We start from the raw sequence: 23,297 nt of genomic DNA, 5'->3' as shown, positions 1-23,297 counted from the left end.
CCGAAGATGCGGGTTTCCCCCATATCTCACAGTTTCTGTCTACATGTTCCGATACGGGGGCCAAAAGGTAGATGGACAGGTCTTGGGAAAGGCTTTCATCCCAGTCGCTCACCTCTCGTGACGTCGCGATGACATTCGGTGGTGGCGTGCCTAGGCTCTCCCCGTGATCGGCTTTGCGGAAGTCGTGAAGCGTCTGCTGGTCGGCAGGGCGCTGCGCAGCGAAAAGCTGCACGAGAGGCTGCTGCCCAAGAGGCTGGCGCTGCCGATCTTCGCGTCCGATCCGCTGTCGTCCGTGGCCTACGCCACCCAGGAGATCCTGCTGGTCTTCTCGGTCGCCGGGCTGGCCTTCCTGCATCTGACGTCCTGGGTGGCCACGGCGGTGATCGTCCTGCTGGTCGTGGTGGTCGTGTCCTACCGGCAGGTGGTCCGCGCCTATCCCGGGGGCGGCGGGTCGTACGCGGTCGCCTCCGGCAACCTCGGCCCGACGGCCGGCCTGGTGGTGGCCGCGGCCCTGCTGGTCGACTACGTGATGACCGTGGCGGTCTCGGTCGCCGCGGGAGTGGACAACATCGTCTCCGCGTTCCCCGGCCTGCACGAACACCGGGTGAGCCTGGCCGTGGGTCTCGTCGCCGTGCTCGCCACGGTGAACCTGCGCGGGGTACGGGAGTCCGGCCGCGTCTTCGCCGTACCGACGTATCTGTTCATCGGGGCCGTGCTGGTGATGTGCGCGACCGGTCTGTTCGGCTGGGTCACCGGGAACGCGCCGGTGGCCGAGTCCGCGGGGTGGCAGCTCCGTCCCGAGGCGGGGTACGAGCAGCTGACGGGCCTGACGTTGACCGTGCTGATCCTGCGGGCGTTCTCCAGCGGCTGCACGGCGCTGACCGGAGTGGAGGCGATCTCCAACGGGGTGCCGGCGTTCCGCCGCCCCAAGGCCCGCAACGCCGCCACGACCTTGGCCGTCATGGGCCTGATCTCGGCGACGATGTTCGCCGGGATCACGGCGCTGGCGCTGATCAGCCAGGTGCGGATCGCCGCCGACCCCTGCCAGTTCAGCGGCACCGGCCCGGACTGCGCGGACCTGCCCCAGCGCACCGTGATCGGCCAGCTGGCCGCCGCCGTCTTCGGCGGGCACGACAGCGTGGGGTTCTTCGTCGTCCAGGCGGCCACCGCGCTGGTGCTGGTGCTGGCCGCCAACACGGCCTTCAACGGATTCCCGCTCCTCGCCTCGCTCCTGGCCCGGCATCGTTACCTGCCCGAGCAGCTGCACATGCGCGGGGACCGGCTCGCCTTCTCCAACGGGATCATCGCCCTGGCGGCCATCGCGGCCGCGCTCCTGTGGGTCTTCCACGCATCGGTGACCGACCTCATCCATCTGTACATCCTGGGCGTCTTCACCTCCTTCACCCTGTCCCAGGCCGGGATGGTCCGCCACTGGGGCCGGGCGCTGGCCGTCGAGTCCGACGCCGGAGTGCGACGCCACCAGCGGCTGGCACGGACGATCAACGCCGTGGGGGCCCTGACGACGGGCCTGGTCCTGATCATCGTGCTGGCCACCAAGCTCACCGAGGGCGCCTATCTGGCGCTGGCCGCGGGCGTGCTGCTGTGGTCGCTGATGCGGGGCATCCGCCGGCACTACGACGTGCTCGCCACCGAACTCGCCGTCACCGACCCGATCGAGGAGTCCGTCGCCCCCGCGCGGGTCTTCACCATGGTCGTGGTTCCCCGGATGGACGCGGCGACCGTGCGCGCCCTGGGCTACGCCCGTGCGCTCCGGGCCGACCACGTGGAGGCGGTCACGGTGGCCATCGACCGCGAGGACGCCCAGGACCTGCTGAGGCGGTGGGACACCTCGGGCATCAACGTCCCGCTGAAGGTCCTGGACTCGCCGTACCGCGAGCTCACCCGCCCGATCACGGCCTACGTCCGCTCCCTCGTACGGAAGAGCCCGCGTGACGTGATCTACGTCGTCATCCCCGAGTACAGCGTCGGACGATGGTGGGAGAGCCTGCTGCACAACCGGACCACGCTGTGGCTCAGGAGCCGGCTCATGCTCATCCCCGGCGTCGTGATCATCAGCGTCCCCTGGCAGCTGCCGTCCTCCCGCCGGCTCACCCGCCGCCTGACCCGCCGGCCCCTCCGCCGGGCCCCGGGAGCCGTACGACGAGGCGAACCCGACCCCAGAGCGGATCGCGGCTAGAGCGAGTCGGCCGGGTCCCAGACCTTCACGGTCGCCCGCATGTTGTGGTACGAGTCGTCCTTCATCTTCATCGCCGCGATGCGCCCTTCGGAGGTCCGCAGGCAGAAGATCGCTCCGGTCTCCACCTCTTCCTTGCCTGACTCGCCCCATTCCGTCGTGCCCTGGGTCGAAAGTGCCTCGACGCACTGCTGCCGGGTGGGCGCGGTGGAGTCGCTCCACGGGGCGAGGGACTGTTCGTGCGCTGCGATCGAACTCACGAAAAAGGACGAGGATTCAGCGATGTCCGCGTTCTCGTCGGATGTGCGAATGGTCGGCGGGAGCTGGTCGAGGTCGACACCGGCGCCCAGGCGCACGACTCCGGTCCACCGGACGGAAGGCGCTGCCGACGGTTCTGGTGACGGGGTCTGGCTCGGCGTCGGAGCCGAGCTGCTCGGGGCCGTGCTGGCGGGGTGAGCCGAGGGGCTGGTGGTCGCGGCCGCCGGCGGTGGGTCGTCCTCGCCGCGGAACCATCCATCACCGAAGAACAGGACGGTCACCGCGAGGGCTAACGACAGGACCGCGAGGATGGTCTCCTTGGTCCATTTTCTCGATGGCTGCTGACTGGGATCGCCGTAGTAGTGGCCTGAAGGGTCTGCCTGGTCGCCATCTTGTCGAGTCTGGCTCATCCGAGCATTCCCATCGCCGTCAGATGTTCCTTCGAAGTCCGGTGGACCCCAGAGTGCCACATCTGAGCTGTCGGCTTCGGGTCAGGCCGCGAATTCGCCCGGCCGGTCTGCCTTCCATGAGTAAGGCGGACCGGCGGGCGCCGAATGGTCTGGGCGTGTGGTGCCGCCCAGGCTTTGTTAGCGCTCACATTCCGCGCTTTGGTCCTCCTTCGCACTCCGGCGTCTTCCGGTGGTGATGGCGGCGAGTAAATACAACACGCCGGGTGTCGTCAAGGGGTGGTGGTCTGGTGCGCGACGTGTCCGGTGGGTGTCGGGGCAGGTCTGCGGGTCCGTAAGTTGCGGGGATGGGTGAAAGTTTCATCTCCGCCGTCGCGGGGTGCTCGTACGATATCGCTCCTGGTGTCCGTGGCTCCATGGCAGCCGCGGTCAGGCATCTACCCCGCGTCGGGCGTTCCGAAATTTTCGTGAAAACGTTGACATGTTTCGGTTACGTTCCCACACTGATCTCCGAGGCGGTCGGTCCTGCCTGATGTGGTGATCGGCCAGGGCCGCCGGTCATGACGCCATCGTGGTGTGCGCCTCCGGCCTGGGGTGCGGCGTCGTCCGCCGGGGTTCCCGCACATCCCTCGTTCCGTAACTTCAGTATGGAGTCAGGCATGGGCTTGAAGGCTTTACCTTCGTCCGCGTACGAACGTTTCGGTGTCCTCCGCGGCATCGTGGGCGCCGTCGGCGCCCTGGGGATCGTAGGCGCGGCGCTGATGGTGTCCGTTCCCGCGGATGCGGCGGAGAGCACGCTCGCCGCCGCCGCCCAGCAGAGCGGCCGGTACTTCGGCACGGCCATCGCCGCGGGCAAGCTGGGCGACCAGCAGTACACGACGATCGCGAACCGCGAGTTCGACATGATCACCGCCGAGAACGAGATGAAGATCGACGCCACGGAACCCAACCGGGGGCAGTTCAACTTCAGCGCCGGTGACCGGATCTACAACTGGGCGGTGCAGAACGGCAAACGGGTACGCGGCCACACCCTCGCCTGGCACAACCAGCAGCCGGGCTGGATGCAGTCGCTCTCCGGCGGCAACCTCCGCCAGGCGATGATCGACCACATCAACGGCGTGATGGGGCACTACCGGGGCAAGATCTACGCCTGGGACGTCGTCAACGAGGCCTACGCCGACGGCAACTCCGGCGGCCGGCGCGACTCCAACCTCCAGCGGACCGGCAACGACTGGATCGAGGTGGCCTTCCGCACCGCGGCGGCCGCCGACCCGTCCGCCAAGCTCTGCTACAACGACTACAACATCGACAACTGGAGCTGGGCCAAGACGCAGGGCGTCTACAACATGGTCCGCGACTTCAAGCAGCGCGGCGTACCGATCCACTGCGTCGGCCTGCAGTCGCACTTCAACAGCAACAGCCCCTACAACAGCAACTACCGCACGACCATCCAGAGCTTCGCCGCCCTGGGCGTCGACGTGCAGATCACCGAGCTGGACATCCAGGGCGGCTCGGCCACCACGTACGCCAACGTCGTCAACGACTGCCTGGCGGTGCCGCGCTGTACCGGCATCACGGTCTGGGGCGTCCGTGACAGCGACTCCTGGCTCGGCGCCGGCGCCAGCGCGCTGCTCTTCGACGGCAACGGCAACAAGAAGGCCGCGTACAACTCCGTCCTGAACGCGCTCAACAACGCGGACCCGGACCCCGACCCGGACCCGACCACGACGCCCACGCAGACCCCCGGCACCGTGGGACAGATCCGGGGTGTGGCGTCCGGGCGGTGTGTGGACGTGCCGAACGCCTCGACGGCCGACGGCACGCAGCTCCAGCTGTGGGACTGCCACTCCAACTCCAACCAGCAGTGGTCCTACACCTCCGCGCAGGAGATCCGCGTCTACGGCAACAAGTGCCTGGACGCCGCCGGCAGCGGCAACGGCGCCAGGGTGCAGATCTACTCCTGCTGGGGCGGCAACAACCAGAAGTGGCGCGTCAACTCGGACGGCTCCATCGTCGGAGTCCAGTCGAATCTGTGCCTCGACGCCGTGAACAACGGCACCGGTAACGGGACCCAGCTCCAGATCTACTCCTGCTGGGGCGGCGACAACCAGAAGTGGTCCTGGAACCGGGGCTAGGAGGTCAGATCATGAGACGGCACCAGCAGGTGCCGATCGGGTCAGGGACGGTGATCGCCGCCGTGGTCACCGCGGTGATCACCGTCCTGGCCGGTTGCGTCGCCATGGCGCCCCAGGCGAGTGCGGCGACGCTGACCAGGATCGGCGACTTCGGGGCGAACCCCGGCAACATCCAGATGCACCTCTACGTCCCTGACAACGTGGCCGCGCGTCCCGGCATCCTGGTGGCGATGCACGGCTGCAACGGCCGGGCGACCGACTTCCACCAGCAGACGGAGTTCGCGTCCCTGGCCGACCGGCACGGCTTCGTCGTCATCTACCCGCAGGCCAACAAGAGCGCCAACGGCCTGTCGAACTGCTTCGACGTGTGGTCGGACGAAGCACTCCGGCACGGCGGCGGCAGCGACCCCGTGTCGATCGTGTCGATGGTCAACTACGTCGTGCAGCGCCACAACGGCGACCCCGAGAAGGTGTTCGCCACCGGCTTCTCCTCCGGGGCGATGGAGACCGTCAACCTGCTCGCCACCTATCCCGATGTGTTCAAGGCCGGCGCTCCCTTCGCCGGTGTGCCCTTCGGCTGTCTCGGCCCGCCCGGTTGCGGCGACCGGACTCCGCAGCAGTGGGGCGACCTGGTCCGCGGCGCCTACCCCGGTTACACCGGTCCCCGGCCCCGGCTGATGGCCTGGCACGGCACCGCGGACGACGTGCTGAACTTCAGCATGTTGCAGAAGGAGGTCGACCAGTGGACCGACGTGCACGGGGTGAGCCGGACGCCCACCTCGACCACGAACCCGCAATCGGGGTGGACGCGCAGAGTCTTCGGGACCGGCCAGGTCGAGGCCTACACCATCAGCGGAGCCGGGCACAATCTGCCGCATCCCGGGATGGCCGTGCACGCGATCCGGTTCTTCGGCCTCGACGGCGCCGGTCCCACGCCGACGCCGACCCCTGGCGGCGACGGCCAGATCAGGGGCGTCGCCTCCGGGCGCTGCGTGGACGTGCCGAACTCGAGCACCGCCGACGGCACGCGGCTCCAGCTCTGGGACTGCCACGGCGGCGCCAACCAGCGGTGGGCCCTCACCTCGTCCCAGGAACTGCGGGGCCTCGGCGGCAAATGCCTCGACGCCGCCGGGACGGGCAACGGAGCCGGCGTCCAGCTCTACTCGTGCTGGGGCGGCGCCAACCAGAAGTGGCGCGTCAACTCTGACGGGTCGATCGTCGGCGTGCAGTCGGGGCTGTGCCTGGACGCCGCCGGGACGGGCAACGGCGCCCGCCTCCAGCTCTACTCGTGCCACGGCGGCGCCAACCAGCGGTGGAGCCTGGGCGCCGCGTGACGCACCCCGGGTCTGGGCGGTCTCTTGTGGATCGCCCAGACCCGGGTCATGGCTCAGAGGCGGGTCCACCGTTGGTTGGCCGCGCCGCTGCACGTCCAGATCTGCAGGTAGACGCCGTTGGCGGTGGCGTTGCCCGGCACGTCCAGGCACTTGTTCGCACCGAGCGCGGTGATGCTTCCGTCGGTGTTGAAGCGCCACTTCTGGTTGTTCTGGCCGTTGCAGTCCCAGATGATCACGCTGGTGCCGTCGGCGGTGCCGTTGTTGTTCACGTCGAGGCACTTGTTCCCGTAGACCCGCAGTTCGCCGGCTGCCGTGGAGGTCCACTGCTGGTTGACCTGACCATGGCAGTCCCAGATCGCCACCCGGGTCCCGTTGGCCTGGGAAGCTCCGGTGACGTCGAGGCATCTGCCCGACCCCACGCCCTGGATCCGGGACACGGGGTTGGGCGTCCCGCCGCTGACCCGGAACACGACGGTGCCGTGGGACGGCACGCTCGCCGAGATGGCCCCGGTCGTCGAGGTGACGGCGTTCGTCCAGGCCTCACGCATGCTGAAGGAGTTGCCGGACAGGCCGATCGCCGAGGCGGTGGTGCTGATCGTCGTCGTGCCGCCGCCCTGGTTGAACAGCGCGACCGCGACGTCGCCGTTGCTCAGCCGTTTGGCCAGGACACGGCGGGTGCCGTCGTTGCTGATCTGGGTGGCCTGGAGGCCGAGCGGGTCCTGGTTGATGGCGATCAGGTTCTGGTTCTTCATGATCGTGGCGGTCGCGGAGTCCATGTTCCGCATGTCGTTGCCCGCGATCAGCGGTGCGGCCATGATCGCCCAGAGGGCGAAGTGGCTGCGCATCTCGGTGTCCGTCATGCCGCCCCGGCCGACCACCATCATGTCGGGGTCGTTGAACTGTCCCGGCCTGGCGTAGCCCGACAGGGGCGCGTTGACGTTGACGATGTTCTGGATGCCCATCGGGTAGCCGTTGGTCTGACCGGAGTTCCACACGTTGGTGATGTCCTCGGTCGTACGCCAGATGTTGGCGACGTCACCCCAGTTCCGCTGCGGGCCGGTCTTCTCGTGGATGCTGTTGGGGTTGATGCTGTAGAGGATCGGCCGGCCGGTGGCCGCCAGGGCGTCGCGCATCTTCGCGAAGGTGCGGACCTGGTCGTCGATGGTGCCGGTGGGGGAGCACCAGTCGTACTTGAGATAGTCGACGCCCCAGGCGGCGAACTGCTGGGCGTCCTGGACCTCGTGGTTCAGGCTGCCGGTGGCGCCCGGGTAGGCGCCGAAGTACTGGGCGCAGGTGCGGTCCAGGGGTGCCTGGTAGAGGCCGAACTTCAGGCCCCGGGCGTGCAGGTAGTCGCCGAGCGCCTTCATGCCGCTCGGGAATCTCGACGGGTTGGCCCGCAGGTTTCCGGCGGAGTCGCGGGCCGGGTCGAACCAGCAGTCGTCGACGACGACGTACTGATATCCGAGGTCGCGCATGCCGGAGGAGACCATCGCGTCGGCGGTCTGGCGGATCAGCGTCTCGTTGATGTTGCAGCCGAAGGTGTTCCAGGTGTTCCACCCCATCGGCGGGGTGCGGCCCACGCCGTTCTCCAGCGCCTGCGCCTGGGTAGCGGGGGTGAGCGCCACGACCAGGGCCACTGCGGTCAGCAGCGCGCGGGTTCGTTTCCCGTTCATGGAGATCGCTCCTCAGGGGGTCGAAGGGAGGGCACTGCCGGTGAACTGCCACCAGTTGACGTTGAACAGGTAGCCGCCGCCGCCCGCGAAACGCAGGTAGAGGTCACGGGTGCCGGTCGCGCCGGACACCGGGCAGGTGATCGTGGTCCAGTTCTGCCAGCCGCCGGTGCCGTTGACGGCGCAGGTGCCCACGAGGGTGCCGGTGGCGCTGCCGAGCCGCAGCTCGATCCGGCCGCCGCTGGTGGCCGAGGCGACGCGGGCGGTGAAAGCGGTGGCCCCGTTGCCGAAGGCGACGCCCTTGACCTTCAGGTAGTCGCCGTTCTCGATGTAGCCGACGTTCATGCCGCCCTCGCTGGAGGGTTCGGTCTCCACCCCGGACGCCCAGGCGACGGTCTCGGCCTCCTGCCGGACGAACGGGTTGAGGGTGCCGACCTGAGGCGGACCGGCGGTGGTCATGTTGATCGTCGGGATGCTGCCGTCGGCGTTGTAGGTGAACTTCTCCACGGCCACTGACCTGGTGAAACCGCCGCCGCCCGGCAGGGCGCCGTTGTGGTAGAAGAAGTACGATCCTCCGGCGTAGTCGACGATCCCGGCGTGGTTGGTGAAGCTGCTGCCCTGCCGAGGCATGATCGTCCCCCGGTAGGTCCACGGCCCGGTGGCGCTGGGGGCCGTCGAGTAGGCGATGAACTCCGAGCAGCATTCCGCGGCGAACACGTTGTAGTAGAGGCCGTTGCGCTTGTAGACCCAGGGCCCCTCTTCGTAGAGCGTGGGACGGCTGGGGTTGCCGTTGCGCGTGCCGAATCCCGCGCCGGTCAGCTGGATGTAGGTGATGCCGCCGGAGTAGGAGATCATGTCGCTGTTCAGGCGTACGTACGCGAGCCGGGGGTTGCCCCAGTACAGGTAGGCCTGGCCGTCGTCGTCGATGAGGACGTTGGGGTCGATCTCGTTGTTCTCGACCAGCGGGCGGCCCAGCGCGTCACGGAACGGCCCGGTCGGGCTGTCGCCGACCGCGACGCCGATGGCCATGCCGCCGGTCCTCCGGTTCCGTACGGGGACGTACCAGTAGAACTTGCCGTTGCGGTAGGCGACGTGGCCGGCCCAGGCGTTGGCGTCGGCCCAGGTGAAGGTGGCCAGGCTCATGGGCGAGCCGTGGTCGGTCCAGTTGGCCATGTCGGTCGAGGAGTAGACGCGCCAGTCGCGCATCGTGAAGTACGTGGAGCCGTCCTCGTCGTGGCCGGTGTAGAGGTAGACGCGGCCGTTGTGGACGAGCGGCGCCGGGTCGGCGGTGTAGATCGTCTGGACGATCGGGTTGTCCGCCATGGCCGGTGTCGCGGGCAGCAGGGACATGATGCAGAGCACGCTCATGATCCAGGCCAGGCGGCGTGATCGCGCGGGTCTCATGGGGTCCTTTCGGGGCGGCTTCGTGGAGTGTTAGCGCTAACATCAAATCGTGGGGTGCGTCGTCGCGGAGTACATCCGATGGTCCGGCGGGCGTCAACGGAGGCGATCCCCGCCGCGTGGGCGTCGTCGCCTGGACGCTTCCCGGCCTGCGGTTCCGTCCGAAAAGGGATCACGTGACCGCACCGTCACGTGAAAATTTCACGTGACGGTGCGGCCGGCCCGTGGATCAGGCGATCTCGATGTGGTCCAGTTCCGCCCAGCGCGTCCGGTGCTGCAGGCGCAGGGTGTTCCAGCCGGCGTTCAGCTTGAGCCGGGCCGGAACCTGCGTCCAGTTGTCCCAGCCGCGGTCGGGGTAGTCCAGGGTGAACCGCGTGGTCCCGTTGACCGTCATCAGGTGCTGCGCGTCGCCGTAACCGGCCGCGTAGGCCACGTGCGCCGTGTAGGCCCCGGCGACCGGCGCGAACACCCGGACGTCGACCCAGCTGTCCGCATGGTCGATCTTGGCCACGACGGCCCCCTGGGACGCCCCGGCCGCGCCGGTGCGGACGGTGGCACGGTTGAGCGAGCCGCGCTCGGCCTCGTACCGTACGCGGCTGCCACGCACGACCGGATAGTCGCCGGCCCAGCCCAGCGCCGCGGTGTACAGGTGGCGGGCGTCGCCCACCCAGCCGTGGAAGAAGGCGCGGTCGCCGAGCACGTCGGTCCCGCCGGGTCCCTGTACGGCTCCGTCGAAGGTGGCGGTCGTCATCAGCGGCCGGTACGCCTTGGTGTAGCGCCCGGTGAGCGACGGGGACACGGCGTAGCCGGTGAAGTAGCTGTTGCCGGTGTAGGAGCCGCCCGAGTAGAAGAGCACGTACTGGGAGGGCCGCTTGACGAGCACGGGCGCCTCGATGACGCCGGCCTCCTCGGGCCTGTCGTCGCGGATGAGCTCGGTGCGGCCGCCGACGAAGGTGACGCCGTCGGCCGCGACCTGCTGCAGCCAGAGGATGGTGGGCCGGCCGACGGCGTTGCCGTCGTTCTTGTAGAGCAGATACCGCTTGCCGTCGGTGTCGACGAAGCTGGACGGGTCGATGTCGCCGCCCTCGTCCGCGTCGCAGACGAGCGGCGAGCCGCCGGCCGGCTGGAAGGGGCCGAGCGGGTTCGCCGAGGTCGCGGCGCCGACGCACATGCGCCCGGTGGCGGTGCTCGGGCCGGTGAAGTACATCAGGTATCGGCCGTCGGGGAGACGGGAGACGTCGGGCGCCCAGAACCCGCCGTCGCCCGCCCAGGACGGCTTGGCCGGCAGCGCGTCCCCGCGCACGGTCCACGGGCCGGTGGCGGACGGGGCGCTGGCGACCGGGATGCGGCCGGGCCGGCTGCTGGTGGAGTAGGCGTAGAAGGTGGAGCCGACCTGGATGACGTCCGGATCGGGGAAGTCGGCGCGGATCACGGGCGCCGGGGCCACGGTGGCCGCCGCCGCGCCGGCCGTGGGCAGACAGACTGTGGCCGCGGTGAACGCCAGGAAGAGCCGGCCGAGGAGCCGCATGAGGACCTCCGATCATCCGTAATCAGTTCAGGTCCCCAGTGAAGTCCTCCGGCCGAGGTGGCCGACAGGGGTTCGGACGCACTCGGCCTCCCGCCGCGCTACGTCTCGGTCAGGAAGGCGCGGATGGCGGGGACGAACCGCTCGTGGGCGTCCTCCAGGAGGTAGTGGCCGGCTCGCCGGCAGACCTCGACCCTGGCGTGGGGCAGGCGGCGCCGCCACTCGGCCAGCATGGCGGGGTCGAAGACCGGGTCGCGCAGCCCCCAGCCGACGAAGGCCGGCAGCCCGGCGAACCGGTCGAGCCGCCGGCCGGTGCCTTCGAGGAGCGGCCACGCCCGGTCGCCCGGCCGCAGCGGGATGTCGTGCACGAACCGCTGGACGGCCACCCGGTGCTCGGGCCGGTCGTACGGGGCGAGGAAGGCGGCGCGCACGTCGGCGGGCATGCGGCGGCGCACGCCGAGCGGACGCCAGGTCGCGCCGCGGGCGAACAGGTTGTGCCGCAGGAACAGCCGCGCGCCGAGCCGGGTGCGGCGCAGCACCCACAGCGGCGCCCGCAGCGGGAGGCGGACCCGCTCGCCGTGCGGGCTGGGGAAGGCCGCCGTGTTGAGGACGACGAGCCGGGCGACGCGCCCGGGGTGGCGGCAGGCCCACGCCATGCCGATCGGCCCGCCCCAGTCGTGCATGACGAGCGTCCAGCCCCGCTCGGGGGCGCCCCGGTGGGCGATGAGGTGCCCGACCAGCGCGTCGAGGTCGTCGACGCGCGAGGCGAAGGTGTGGTCGTACTCCCGGGCGGCCGGCTTGTCGGACAGCCCCATGCCGATGTGGTCCGGAGCGACGCAGCGGAACCGGTCACGCAGGGCCAGGATCGGCCGCCGCCACAGGTAGCTCCAGGACGGGTTGCCGTGCACGAACAGCACCGGGGCACCCGTCCCCTCGTCCACGTAGTGCTGGCGCAGCCCGCCGGGGTGGGCGTGCCAGCGGGAGGCGAACGGGTAGCCGGGGAAACGCGTCACGGGGACTCCGAGAGGTGGGCGGTCAGGCGGGCGAGCCCTTCGGCCATGCTCACGCGTGGCCGGTAGCCGAGGTCGCGGCGGGCCGCGGAGATGTCGAACCAGTGCGCCGTGGACGCCTGCTCCACCAGGAACCGGGTCAGGGGCGGCTCCCAGCCGCCCTGCGCCGCCAGCCGTTCCAGCATCCCGGCCGCCGCCATCGCCGGTCCGGCGGGCAGCCGCCGCCGCACCGGAGGCTGCCCGGCCGCCGCGAGCAGCGCGTTCACCCAGACGCCGAAACCGCACGGCTCGCCCTGGGTGATGAAGTACGCCCGCCCGCACAGCGGCGACCCGGGCCGCAGCCGGTCGAGGGCCAGCACGCAGGCGTCGGCCGCGTTGTCGACGTAGACGGTGTCGATGGTCTTGTCCGCCCTGCCCAGCAGCCACAGCCGGTGCCGGTTCGCCACGAACCGGGGCAGGAAGTGCGGGTCGCCCGGCCCCCAGATGAGGTGCGGGCGCAGCGCGACGGACGGCGCCGGCCCGGCCAGCACGAGCCGTTCGGCCGCCGCCTTGGTGCGCGGGTAGGGCGCGGTGAACCGGGTGGCGTACGGGACGGACTCGTCCACGCCGTCCAGGTCGCGCCCGTTGTGCACGACGCTCGGCGACGACACGTGGACCAGCCGGGCCCCGGCTCCCGCGCAGGCGTCCACCACGTTGCGCGTACCGTGCACGTTGACCTCGGCGAAGTCCCGGGACGCGCCGTGCGCCCCGGCCTTGGCGGCGCAGTGGACCACGGCCTCGCACCCGTCGACGGCGGCGCGGACGGCCGCCGGGTCGCGGATGTCGGCCAGGTACTGGGTGACGCCCAGCGCGTCCAGTTCGAGACGCGGGCGGCGGTGCAGAGCGCGCACGGTGTCGCCGCGCGCGACCAGGCGGCGGCACACGGCGCGGCCGAGGAACCCGCCGCCCCCGGTGACCAGGACGTTCACCGGCGGCCTCCGCGCGACCGCCGGGCCGCCCAGGCGGCGAGCACGTCCCGGCGGATCTTGCTGTTGTGCCGGGCGTCCACCGGGAAGCGGCGGTGGAACAGCACTTCGCGCAGGCCCGCCGTGCGCGGGTGCCGCGCGGCCTCCGCGAGGATCCCGGCCCGTACGAGGTCGCGCCGGAAGCCGGGCTCGGGCTCCACCACGAGGACGGGGCGTGGGCCGGCGCCCACCAGGGCGACGCGGCGCGCTCCCGGCACTCCGGCCAGGAGTGTCTCGACGTGGTCGGTGTAGAGGTCGCCGTCCGGGGCGCGGACGCGTTCGGACTTGCGGCCCGCGAACCACAGCCGGCCGTGCTCGTCCAGCCGGCCCAGGTCGCCCATGCGGTGCCAGACCCGGTCGCCGTCCGGGATCCTGGCCAGGGCGGTGGCCCTCGGGTCGTCCAGATAGGGATCGCTGACGGCGGGGGAGGAGACGACGAACTCCCCGACGGTGCCGGGCGGCACCGTCAGGTTCTCGTCCCACCGGGCGATCGGCCCGTCGGTGACGCCGACGACGCGGACCTCGACCCCGGGCAGCGGCGGGCCCAGGCATGTCCCGGCCCCCCGGTGCGCGGCGTGCGCCGCCACCAGTTCGGCGCCCTCGATCGCGGCCACCGGCAGGCACTCGGTCGCCCCGTACACCGACAGCACCCGGGCCGCGCCGGGGACGCAGGCGCGGACGCGGTCCAGCGTCGGCAGCGGCAGCGGCGCCCCGGCGACCGCCACCGTCTCCAGCGAGTCCAGCACCAGATCGCGGGCCACGCAGTGCCGGGCCAGCCGGTCCAGCAGGGCGGGCGCGGCGAACAGGGTGGACACCCGGTACCGGCGGATGTCCGCGGCCAGCGCCGCGGGGTCGAACCGCAGCGGGCGCCGCGGGTCCAGATCGGGCAGCACGGCTGTCGCGCCCAGCGCCGCCGCCCCCAGGGCGAAAGGGATGAACGTCGACAGCACGGGTGCGCCGGCCCGGATGAGCTCCAGCCCGGCCAGCAGGTCGAGCTGCGCCGTCAGGTGCCGGTGCCGCAACGGCACCCCCTTCGGCGGCCCCGTCGAACCGGAGGTGTACGCGATCAGCGCCAGATCACCGGGCCCAGGCGCCGGCAGACCCGGCACCGCGCCACGGGCGGCGGTTCGCGGGTCCGGGGTCGGTCCGGCGTCGGTGACTCGCAGATCTGGTGTATGCGGGTCCGGGGTCGGTGCGGGCGCGGCGGCTCGCGAGTCCCGTGTCAGGTCGCGGGCGGCGGTTCGTAGGGTGGCGAGGGTCGGTCCCGGCCAGAAGCGGCGGGGTCCGACCGTGATGACGACGCGGCTGGTGCGCCGGGCCCAGCCCAGGGCCAGCCGGGCCGCCTGGGCGAGCGGCACCCCGATGAACGCCTCCGGCGCGGCCCGCTCCAGGCACCGCCGGACGGCAGCGTACGGCAGTCCCGGATCGACCATGACCGGCACCGCCCCCAGCCGCAGCAGCGACAGCACCAGCACGCCGAGCTCCACGCCCGGACGCACCAGCAGCACCGTCCGCATGCCGGGCCGCACCCCGCCGAGCGCCAGCGCGGCCGCCGTCTCCTCCACCGATCGCGCCATCTCCCCGTAGCTGGCCGAGCGCGGCGCCCGCCCGCCGATCTGGCAGGCGAGGGTGTCCGGCCGGTCGGCGGCCCAGCGTTCGGCCCGGGTGACCAGCTCGCTCACCGGCACCGGGGTCACCACCGCACCACGACGGTGCCGGCGCTGAACCCGCTCGCCAGGCCGACGAACGCCACCAGGTCGCCGCGCCGCACCCGTCCGGCGGCGACCGCCTGGGCGAGCTGGACCGGTATCGTCGCCGCCACCAGGTTGCCGTGCTGGGCGATGGTGACCACGACCTTCTCCGGCGGGATCCCGACGTGGGCGCAGAACTTCCACAGCGCGGGCAGCGACGCCTGGTGCACGCACACGACGGCGAAGTCGTCCCAGGTGAGGCCGAGGGCGGCGAGCGGATCGGAGAAGACGGCGTGGTCGGTCGCCTCGATGCCGCGTATCAGTCCGATGGCGTCGACGGTGAGCGGGCGGATGACCGGCCAGTCGGTCGCCGGGTCGGACGTCAGGTTCCGCAGCGCCACGGTGGCGGCGTCCCACCCGTGGGACTGGGCGGCGAACCGGTGACCGAGCACCCCCGGCTCCGCCGCGGCCTCCAGCAGCAGCGCGGCCCCGGCATCCGACACCGTGTAGGCGGCGGCGACCGTCATGAACTCGTCGGCGCCGGAGAGCGTCCACGGCATGAACGCGGTCGGCAGCTCGCCGCAGCAGATCAGCACCCGCCGGTGCCGGCCGGTGACGATCAGCGCCTCCGCCACCTGGATCGCGTTCAGCACGCTGTTGCAGGCGTTGCGCACGTCGAACACCGGGCAGCCGGCGCCCAGCTTCGCCGCCACGACGTGCGCGGTCGCGGGCTCGACGAGGTCGATGGTCACCCCCGCGTAGACGAGCAGGTCGAGGTCGCGGGCGTGCAGGTCCTGCTCGTCCAGCAGCGCGCGGGCGGCGTGCGCGGCCAGGTCCGACGGTTTCTCCCCTGGCGGGGCGACGTGCCTGCGGCGGACGCCGCTGCCGTTGTGGATCACTCCCCGGGGCAGGACCAGCCCGGGGTTGCGGGCGGCGAGCCGGTCCTCCACCTCCGCGGTGGTCATCGTGGTCTCGGGCAGGTGGGCGGCCACACCGGCCACCCGGGCGTGCACGGAAGCCATGGCGGTCTCCTCAGGAAGCCGGACGCGTGGAGTGCAGCCCCAGGTGGAGGAGCACCGTACGGGCGATGTCGGTGACGGTCCCGGCGCCGCGGATCAGCTCCATCGGCGGGATGTCCACCCCGAACGCGTGCCGCATCGACAGCAGCAGCTGCGTGGCCATGAGCGAGTCCAGGCCGTACTCGTCCAGCCGCCGGTCGGGGGCGATGTCGGCGGCCGGGACGAGCAGGACCGCGGACAGCAGGGCGGTGATCTGCTCGACGACGTGCTCGTGCGCCTCGTCGCCGGTCATCGCGGCCAGCTCCGACAGCAGGTCGCCGGTGTCGGGGGCCTGATCGGCGCCGGGCGGCAGCACCGCCGACAGCCACGGCCGTCGCAGGCCGGGGAGCGTCTGCCGCAGCCTGGCCCAGTCGCAGCGGCCCACCACGGCCACGTCGGCCCCGTCGACCAGCATGGCGTCCACGGCGGCGAGCGCCACGGCGGGGTCCACCGAGTCGATGCCGAACCGCTTCAGCGCCTCGGCCTGCGTGCCGTGCGCCAGCACGCCGGTGCCGGCGAGCGCGCCGAGGCAGACCGCCAGCGCGGGCAGGCCCCGGGCCCGCCGCCGTCGCGCCAGCGCCTCCAGGAACAGGTTCGCCGACACGTACGGCGACTGCCCGATGTTGCCGATCGTCGTCAGCGACGAGTACAGCACGAACGCCTCCAGCCGCAGGTCCGCGGTGAGCTCGTCCAGCACCAGCGCGCCCGCGACCTTGGGCCGCAGGACCGCCCGGATCCGGTCGTCGGAGAGATCGGCCAGCGCCGCGTCGTCGAGATGCATGGCGGCGTGCACGACACCGCGCACGGGGTGGCCCGAAGCGTCCAGTTCGCGCAGGATGTCCCGCATGGCGTCGCGGTCGGCCACGTCGGCCGCGTGCGCGGTGGCCTCCGCGCCGAGGCCGCGCAGCTCCTCCAGCAGCGTGTCCGCGCCCGGCGTGTCCGCGCCGCGCCGGCTGACCAGCGCCAGCCGGCGCACCCCGCCCCGCGCCAGGTGCCGCGCCGTCTCCGCGCCGAACCCGCTCAGCCCACCCGTGATCAGGTACGTGCCCGCAGCCGGACGCCGGGTGGGCCGGGACCGCACCGCGACAGGGTCACCGAGGGAGACGACGACCTTGCCGATGTGCCGGGAGTGCCGCATCAGCGCGAACGCGTCGGCCACCCGCTCGGCCGGGAACACCGTGTGGGGCAGCGGGCGCTGGTCGTGCACGTGCTGGAACGCGGCCGTCATCTGCTCGGCCATCAGCGCCGGGTCCTTCCACATGAGGGTGCCCACGTCCACGCCGAAGAACGCGATGTTGTCGCCGAACGGCCGCAGCGCCACGTGCCTGCTCTCGTAGATGTCGCGCTTGCCCAGCTCGACGAACCTGCCGCCGTGCCGCAGGCACTCCAGGCCGCGGCTGATGGCCTCCCCGGCCAGGGAGTTGAGCACGACGTCCACGCCGCGGCCCCCGGTCAGCTCCCTGACCTGCTCGCCGAAGCGCAGGCTGCGCGAGTCCAGCACGTGCGCGGCGCCCAGCGCCCGCAGCAGGTCGCGCTTGGCCTCGCTGCCCGCCGTGGCGATCACCCGCGCGCCGGCGTGCCTGGCGTACTCCAGCGCGGCCAGGCCGACCCCGCCCGCGCCGCCGTGCACGAGCAGCGTCTCGCCGGGCCGGAGCCGCGCGCACCCGTGCAGCGAGTGGTAGGCGGTCGAGAACGCCATCGGCAGCGTGGCCGCCGCGGCGAAGGTGAGACTGTCGGGGATCCGGACGGCCGTCCACTCCTCGGCCACCGCGTGGCTGCCGAACCCCACCGGGCCCGCGGCCATCACCCGGTCGCCGGGCCTCAGCCGGACGACGCCCGGCCCCACGGCGGCGATGGTGCCGGCGCACTCCAGGCCCAGCTCGTGGCCGCCGAAGACCGCCTCGACCGCTTCCGACGGGAGCAGGCCGACCGTGAACATGACGTCGCGGTAGTTCAGCCCGATCGCCCGTACCTCGATCAGCACCTGGCCCGGCCCGGGCTCCGGGATCTCGGCCCGTTCCCAGCAGAGCTCGTACGACAGCCCCGGGTCACGCACCGCCAGCCGGTACGCCCCCCGGCGGCCGGCGGGGACGGACGGCGGCGCCGACCTCACCAGACGCGGCGTGAACCGGCCCCGGCGAGTGAGGAGGATCTCGTCGTCCTCCCCGGCCGACACCAGTTCCGCCACCAGCCCCGCCGCGTCTCGCCGGACGTCCCCACTACGGTGCAGGCACACCCGCCGGGCGTCCAACTGGGGCTGCTCGTTCCCGAGCGACCGCACCGTCCCCCAGGTGGCGGCATCCTCGGGATGAATGATCCATACGGGGTCGGCGGCGTTTTCAGGGTGGACGGTCTCTACGGAGTTGGCGGTGTTTTCGGGGTCGGCGGTCTCTAGGGGGTTGACGGTGTTTTCGAGCTGGGCAGCGCTCTTCTGGCCGGCGGCTTCGCGGTGGGTGGCGTTCTCGGGGTGGGCGGTGTCGCCGGGCGGTCCGGGCTCCGGGAGCGCGCCGCATGGGCGGGTCACCAGCCACAGCCTCACCTGGACGTGGTGCGGCAGTTGCTCGCAGGCCAGGGCGATCGCGCGGAGCGCCGCGGCCCGCCGGGTGATCCGTTCGACGACGCCCTCCGGGCCTGTGCCGCCGAGGACGATCGCGAACGTGACCACGTCCGCCGACACGGCCTGGGCCGCCCACGCGGCGGGATCATCGGCGAGGGGCGCCACATTCGCCCGCCCACCCCGCTCCCGCAGCAACGAAGCGAGCTCGACGGCGAGCGGATCCCCATCGTTCTCCGCAGCGACCACCCACACGCCGTCGGCGAGCTGGTCGGCGGTTGTCTCCGCAATGTGCTCGGAGGGGGAGGTGGCGAGGAGCGCTGAGAAGTCGCCTGCTTCAGGGTCCTGTTCAGGGCCGGTCTGGATGATGTCGGCGTATCCGGCTTCCGCCAGCAGCTCCGGCCACCGCTGGGCGGACGGCAGCGCGCCGGGGCCCCACAGCTCCGGTGTCAGCCCCAGGAAGGGCAGCAGCGGTCCGGCCCGGTGCGGTCCCGCGACGAGCAGCTTGCCGCCCGGGGCGAGGAGCCGTCCCAGCCCGCGGAGGGCGCCGGGCAGGTCACGCGCGAGATGCAGGCACCCGGCCGCCACCACGAGGTCGAACCCGCCGGCCGGCCACCCCTGCCCGACCGGGTCGGCGTCCAGGTCGAGCAGGCCGAACTCGGCGACGTCCACCCCGGACAGCCGCTGCCGCAGCCGGGCCAGCACCGGCTCGGCCATGTCGGTCACCGTGTAGCGGACCCGGTCGACCGGCAGGATCGGCAGCAACGTCACCGTGGTGCCGCCCGTCCCCGCGCCCACCTCCAGGACCCGCAGCGGCCGGTCGGCCGGCCACCCCTGGACGACCTGCTCCACCAGCGCCCGCGCGAGCCGGTTCGCGAACAGGCTCGCCGGCCCCACGTCGTGGTACTGGTCCACCAGCTCCCCGGCGCCGTCCGAGCCGAGCACGTCGCCGGCCGCGACCTCCCCGGCCAGTACCTCGCGCAGCCGCAGCCCGGCCCGCACCGCCAGCGCCGTCTGCGCGGGGAACGCCGCCCCCGCCACGGCCAGCCCCCGCAGCTCGGTCGCGACCGGTGCGGGCGGGGCGAGGCGCACCCCCCGCTCGCCGCGGCGTTCCAGCACGCCGTGCCGTTCCAGCAGCGGCAGCGCCGCCCGGACCAGCGCACGGTGGTGCGGCTCCCGGCAGGCGGCGGCCAGATCGTCGACGGTCAGCTCGCCACCGCCGGTCAAGGCCGCCAGCGCCGCGCCGAGCGTACGGGCGAACGTCTCTTCCAGCTTGGCCGCGTACTCCGGGTAACGCAGCTCACGCCAGGCCGAGCGCACCTCGTCCAGCCGCGCGGAAGCCCCCGCGAGTATGCCCGCCGGATCGGGGCCCGGCCAGGCGTCCGCCGGCTCCCCGGGCCGGGGCGCCGCCCGTAGTTCGACGTGGTAACGCTCGGTCCGCGTGGCGTGCAGGCCGGGCGTCCTGCGCAACCGGACCCCCTCCATCTCGGCCGCCACCCGGCCGTCGCCCCCGGTGACCGTGATGTCCCAGCACACCTCCTCGACAGAACTGGAACGTTCCCGTACATGCAGGAAACCTTCCGGGGCCGGTCTGCCCCAGAGCCGGACCGACCCGATCGCGGCAGGCATGTAGCCCGTGCCGCCCACCAGCGCGTCCACCAGCCACAGCACGCCCGCCTGCAGGGCGCTGTCGAACAGCACGGGATGCGCCTGGTAGCGCTCGTCCCGCTGGTCAGGGCACGTGTACGCGCCCAGCACCTCGCCCGGGGCCCGCCACAACCCCGTCAGCACCCGGAACGCCGGACCCCACACCATGCGCCCCTCGGCGGCCCGCGCGTAGTAGGCGGGCACGTCCACGGGCTCGGCGACGCGGGCGCGCAGCTCCGCCAGATCGAGCGGCGCCGGGGCCGGCCGCAGCAGCGGCCGGACCCGCGCCCGGAAGTGCTCGCGCGGATGCTGCCCGCGCCGCGTCGTGCTCGCCACCGTGATCGTGCCCGTCTCGGCGGACAGCGACGTCTGCGCGCAGACCGGCTCCGCGCCCGGCCCCGGCACCACCAGCGCGCGGGTGATGCTCACCCGGTCCACCTCGACCGCCTCGGCGGCGTCCGGGATCGCCTGCCGGCCCGCCGCCAGCGCCATCTCCACGTAGCCGGTCGCGGGCATCACGGCGGCCCCGCCCGCCCGGTGGTCGGTCACCCAGGGCACCCGGACCTGGTCGATCTCCCCGTACCAGGAAGGGTCGAGCGCGGGCAGCCGCTGGCCCAGCAACGGATGCGTGATCTCGGGGTCGCCGATCGTGCGCACCCAGGTCAGCGGGCCGCCCAGCCAGTGCCGCTGCCGCTGCCACGGATACGCGGGCAGCGACCGTACGAGGCCCGGCCGCGGGAAGTAGCGGTCCCAGTCGACGTCACCCCCGGCCGCGACGACCGCCGCCACCGCCGAGCCGACGGCGGCGCTCGCGGCGGTCTCCTCCACCGCGCCACGCCGCAGGGTCGGCACCACGGCGGCGCGGACGCGGGCGGCGGCCGCGACGCGGCGCAGGTACGACTGCAGCACCGGGTGCGGGCCCACCTCCACCAGCACGTCGAACCCGTCGGCGAGCACCCGCTCGACCGCCGCCGAGAAGCGCACGGGCCGCCGCACGTTGCGCCACCAGTACGTCGCGTCGAGCTCCTCGCCGGTCAGCGGCTCGCCGGTCACGGTCGACACCATGGGGATCCGCGTCCGCGACGGCCGCAGGTCGGCCAGCGCCGCCCGGAGCGGCTCGCGCGCCCCGTCCATGGCCGCGCTGTGGAACGGATAGTCCACGTCCAGCTCGCGGAAGAACACCTCGCGCGCCGCCAGATCCCCGCCCAGCCTTCCGAGCGCCGCCCGCGGCCCCGCGACCGTGACGTCGCGGTCGGAGTTGACCGCGGCCACCTCCACCCCGGGGTAACCGGCCAGGAGTTGCCGGGCCTCGGCTTCGGGCAGCCCGACCGCCGCCATCCGGCCCTGCCCGCGTGTCGCGGCCTGCGCCAGGCCGCGCTCGGCGATCACCTGCGCGGCCTGGGCGGGCGACAGCGCCCCGGCGACGTACGCGGCGGCCACCTCGCCGACACTGTGACCGAGCACCGCCCCCGCCCGCACGCCCGCCGCCTCCAGCATCCCGGCGAGCCCGGCCTGGACGGCGAAGAGCAGCGGCTGGGCCCGCTCGGTCGCCGACAGCCGCCACCGGTCCGCGGGCAGCGTCAGCTCCTCCAGCACCGACCAGCCCAGCCGGGTCGCCAGCTCGTCGTCCACGGCCTCGACGGCCTTACGGAAGGCAGGATCACTCAACAGGCCGGCGCCCATCCCGGCCCACTGCGAGCCGTTGCCGCAGAACACCAGCGCCACCCGGCCCCGCTCCACCGCCTCCCCGATCACCGGCGACGAACCGTACAGACCGGACAGGCTGCCCGCCGCCTCCGCCGCGGACGCGGCGAGCACCACGGCGCGGTGCCGGTGCAGGCCGCGCCGCCGGGTGGCGGTGTAGGCCACGTCGTAGAAGTCACCCTCGTCCACCGACGCCAGGTGCTCGGCCGCCCGCGCGACGGCCTCCGGCAGCGCGCCCGCGGCCCGGGCCGACACGACGACAGGCACCGGCGCGGCCCCCGCCGGCCGCGCCGGCGCCGCTCGGAGGGGCGGTGCGGCCACCGCCACGTGCACGTTCGCGCCCCCGAACCCGAACGAGTTCACCCCCACCACCGTCCGGCCGCCCGTCTCGGGCAGCGGGCGCGGCCGGGTGACGACGCTCAGCCCGAGCCCGTCGAAGTCGATGGCCGGGTTGAGCGTCGAGGCGTGCAGCGACGCCGGGATCGTCCCGTGCCGCAGCACCAGCAGCGCCTTGAACAGCCCCGGCATGCCCGAGGCCGGCTCCAGGTGCCCCAGGTTCGTCTTGACCGAGCCGATCGGCAGCGGGCCGCCCGACCGCGCCGTGCCCAGCGCCCGCCCCAGCGCCCCGCACTCGGCCGGGTCGCCCGCCTGGGTGCCGGTGCCGTGCGCCTCCACGTACGCGACCTCGTCCGGGCTGATCCCGGCCTCCCGGTACACCTGCCGCAGCAGCGCCTCCTGCGCCTCGGTACGGGGCAGCGCCAGCCCCATCGTGCGGCCGTCGTTGTTGGCGGCGGCGCCCACGATGACACCGTGGATCCGGTCGCCGTCGGCGAGCGCCTCCTCCAGCCGTTTGAGCACGACCACGCCGCCGCCCTCCGACCGGACGAACCCGTCGGCGTCGGCCGAGAACGCCCGGCACCGCCCGGTCGGCGACAGCATCGACGCCTGGCTGAACCCGACGAACCCGGTCGGGCTCAGCAGCACGTTCACGCCCCCGGCCAGCGCCGTCCGCGTGGAGCCGTCGGCCAGCGCCCGGCAGGCGCGCTCCACCGCCTGCAGCGCCGACGAGCAGGCGGTGTCGATGCTCATGCTCGGCCCGCGCAGGTCGAAGGCGTACGAGAGCCGGTTGGCCGCGATCGACAACGCGCTGCCCGACATCGAGTAGGGGCCGATCCCGCCGGGCTCCAGCGCCTGCAGCACCCCGTACGAAGGATCGGAGACGCCGACGAACACCCCCGTGTCGGTCCCGGCCAGGCGTGCCGGGTCGATGCCGGCGTCGTCGAGCGCCTCGGCGGCCATCTCCAGGAGCAGCCGCTGCTGCGGGTCCATCGAGGCTGCCTCCTTGGGCGAGATCCCGAAGTAGGCGGCGTCGAATCCGGTGAGGTCGTCGAGGAAGCCGCCCGCCCGCGTGTAGCTGCGGTCGGGGCGCGGGAGGGACTCGTCGACGTACCGCTCGGCCTCGAACCGGTCCGGCGGCACGGTGCCGACCAGGTCGTCACCGCGCAGCAGGGCCTGCCACAGTCCGTCGAGGTCGCGGATGCCGCCGGGAAGCTGGCAGCCCACGCCCACGATCGCCACCGCTCGCCCCGGCCACGTCCGCTCGTTCCCGCCTGCGCTCATATGCCACCTTTCCTGTTCGTCGGCGACACCCATGGCATCACAGCCGTACGTGGTCGAACAGCGACTGTTCGTGTTCCTTGCTGGT

The 23,297-nt window shown here is 72.6% G+C and carries 12 protein-coding genes; 3 read left to right on the top strand and 9 right to left on the bottom strand.

Annotated features, from left to right (window positions below):
- Window positions 1-163: 163 nt before the first annotated feature.
- Window positions 164-2,197, top strand: a complete 2,034-nt coding sequence (locus ABD999_RS29780) for an APC family permease (RefSeq protein WP_271277094.1) — start codon at window positions 164-166, stop codon at window positions 2,195-2,197.
- Here the strand turns inward: ABD999_RS29780 and ABD999_RS29775 are convergent.
- On the bottom strand, window positions 2,194-2,862 hold the full coding sequence (locus ABD999_RS29775; protein WP_271277095.1) for a hypothetical protein: 669 nt from the start codon (window positions 2,860-2,862) through the stop codon (window positions 2,194-2,196). The two genes, ABD999_RS29780 and ABD999_RS29775, sit on opposite strands and share 4 nt — an antisense overlap.
- 656 nt (window positions 2,863-3,518) lie before the next feature.
- Between ABD999_RS29775 and ABD999_RS29770 the strand changes: the two genes are divergently transcribed.
- Both ABD999_RS29770 and ABD999_RS29765 read left to right on the top strand, forming a co-directional pair.
- Window positions 3,519-4,994, top strand: coding sequence for an endo-1,4-beta-xylanase (locus ABD999_RS29770; RefSeq protein ID WP_271277096.1), 1,476 nt, complete (start codon window positions 3,519-3,521; stop codon window positions 4,992-4,994).
- An 11-nt stretch (window positions 4,995-5,005) separates the two neighbouring features.
- A complete protein-coding gene (locus tag ABD999_RS29765) occupies window positions 5,006-6,328 on the top strand; it encodes an extracellular catalytic domain type 1 short-chain-length polyhydroxyalkanoate depolymerase (RefSeq protein ID WP_271277097.1) in 1,323 nt (440 codons plus the stop codon).
- Between the two features lie 53 nt (window positions 6,329-6,381).
- Here ABD999_RS29765 and ABD999_RS29760 read toward each other — a convergent pair whose 3' ends face one another.
- The 8 genes from ABD999_RS29760 to ABD999_RS29725 form a co-directional block, all read right to left on the bottom strand.
- A complete protein-coding gene (locus ABD999_RS29760; RefSeq protein WP_345482995.1) occupies window positions 6,382-8,001 on the bottom strand; it encodes a glycoside hydrolase family 27 protein in 1,620 nt (539 codons plus the stop codon).
- Window positions 8,002-8,013: 12 nt separating this feature from the next.
- Window positions 8,014-9,402: a glycoside hydrolase family 43 protein gene (locus ABD999_RS29755; protein WP_271277099.1), complete on the bottom strand. Its 1,389-nt coding sequence runs from the start codon at window positions 9,400-9,402 to the stop codon at window positions 8,014-8,016.
- Between the two features lie 226 nt (window positions 9,403-9,628).
- Complete coding sequence (locus ABD999_RS29750) at window positions 9,629-10,927, bottom strand: family 43 glycosylhydrolase (protein WP_271277100.1); 1,299 nt, start codon at window positions 10,925-10,927, stop codon at window positions 9,629-9,631.
- Window positions 10,928-11,025: 98 nt separating this feature from the next.
- Complete coding sequence (locus ABD999_RS29745; RefSeq protein WP_271277101.1) at window positions 11,026-11,937, bottom strand: alpha/beta fold hydrolase; 912 nt, start codon at window positions 11,935-11,937, stop codon at window positions 11,026-11,028.
- Window positions 11,934-12,902, bottom strand: a complete 969-nt coding sequence (locus ABD999_RS29740) for an NAD-dependent epimerase/dehydratase family protein (RefSeq protein ID WP_148035253.1) — start codon at window positions 12,900-12,902, stop codon at window positions 11,934-11,936. Before ABD999_RS29740 ends, ABD999_RS29745 begins: the two co-directional genes overlap by 4 nt.
- Window positions 12,899-14,635, bottom strand: a complete 1,737-nt coding sequence (locus ABD999_RS29735) for a fatty acid CoA ligase family protein (RefSeq protein ID WP_271277102.1) — start codon at window positions 14,633-14,635, stop codon at window positions 12,899-12,901. Before ABD999_RS29735 ends, ABD999_RS29740 begins: the two co-directional genes overlap by 4 nt.
- Entirely contained in the window at window positions 14,632-15,651 is a 1,020-nt protein-coding gene (locus tag ABD999_RS29730; protein WP_271277103.1) for a 3-oxoacyl-ACP synthase III family protein, read from the bottom strand. The genes ABD999_RS29735 and ABD999_RS29730 overlap by 4 nt, the downstream gene beginning before the upstream one ends.
- 10 nt (window positions 15,652-15,661) lie before the next feature.
- A complete protein-coding gene (locus tag ABD999_RS29725; RefSeq protein WP_345482993.1) occupies window positions 15,662-23,212 on the bottom strand; it encodes an SDR family NAD(P)-dependent oxidoreductase in 7,551 nt (2,516 codons plus the stop codon).
- Window positions 23,213-23,297 lie beyond the last annotated feature (85 nt).

Origin of the sequence: Nonomuraea ferruginea (assembly GCF_039540635.1) — a bacterium.
GTDB classification, from domain to species: domain Bacteria; phylum Actinomycetota; class Actinomycetes; order Streptosporangiales; family Streptosporangiaceae; genus Nonomuraea; species Nonomuraea ferruginea.
The sequence above is the reverse complement of the archived record's forward strand: the minus strand, read 5'-3'. Positions and strand labels throughout refer to the sequence as shown.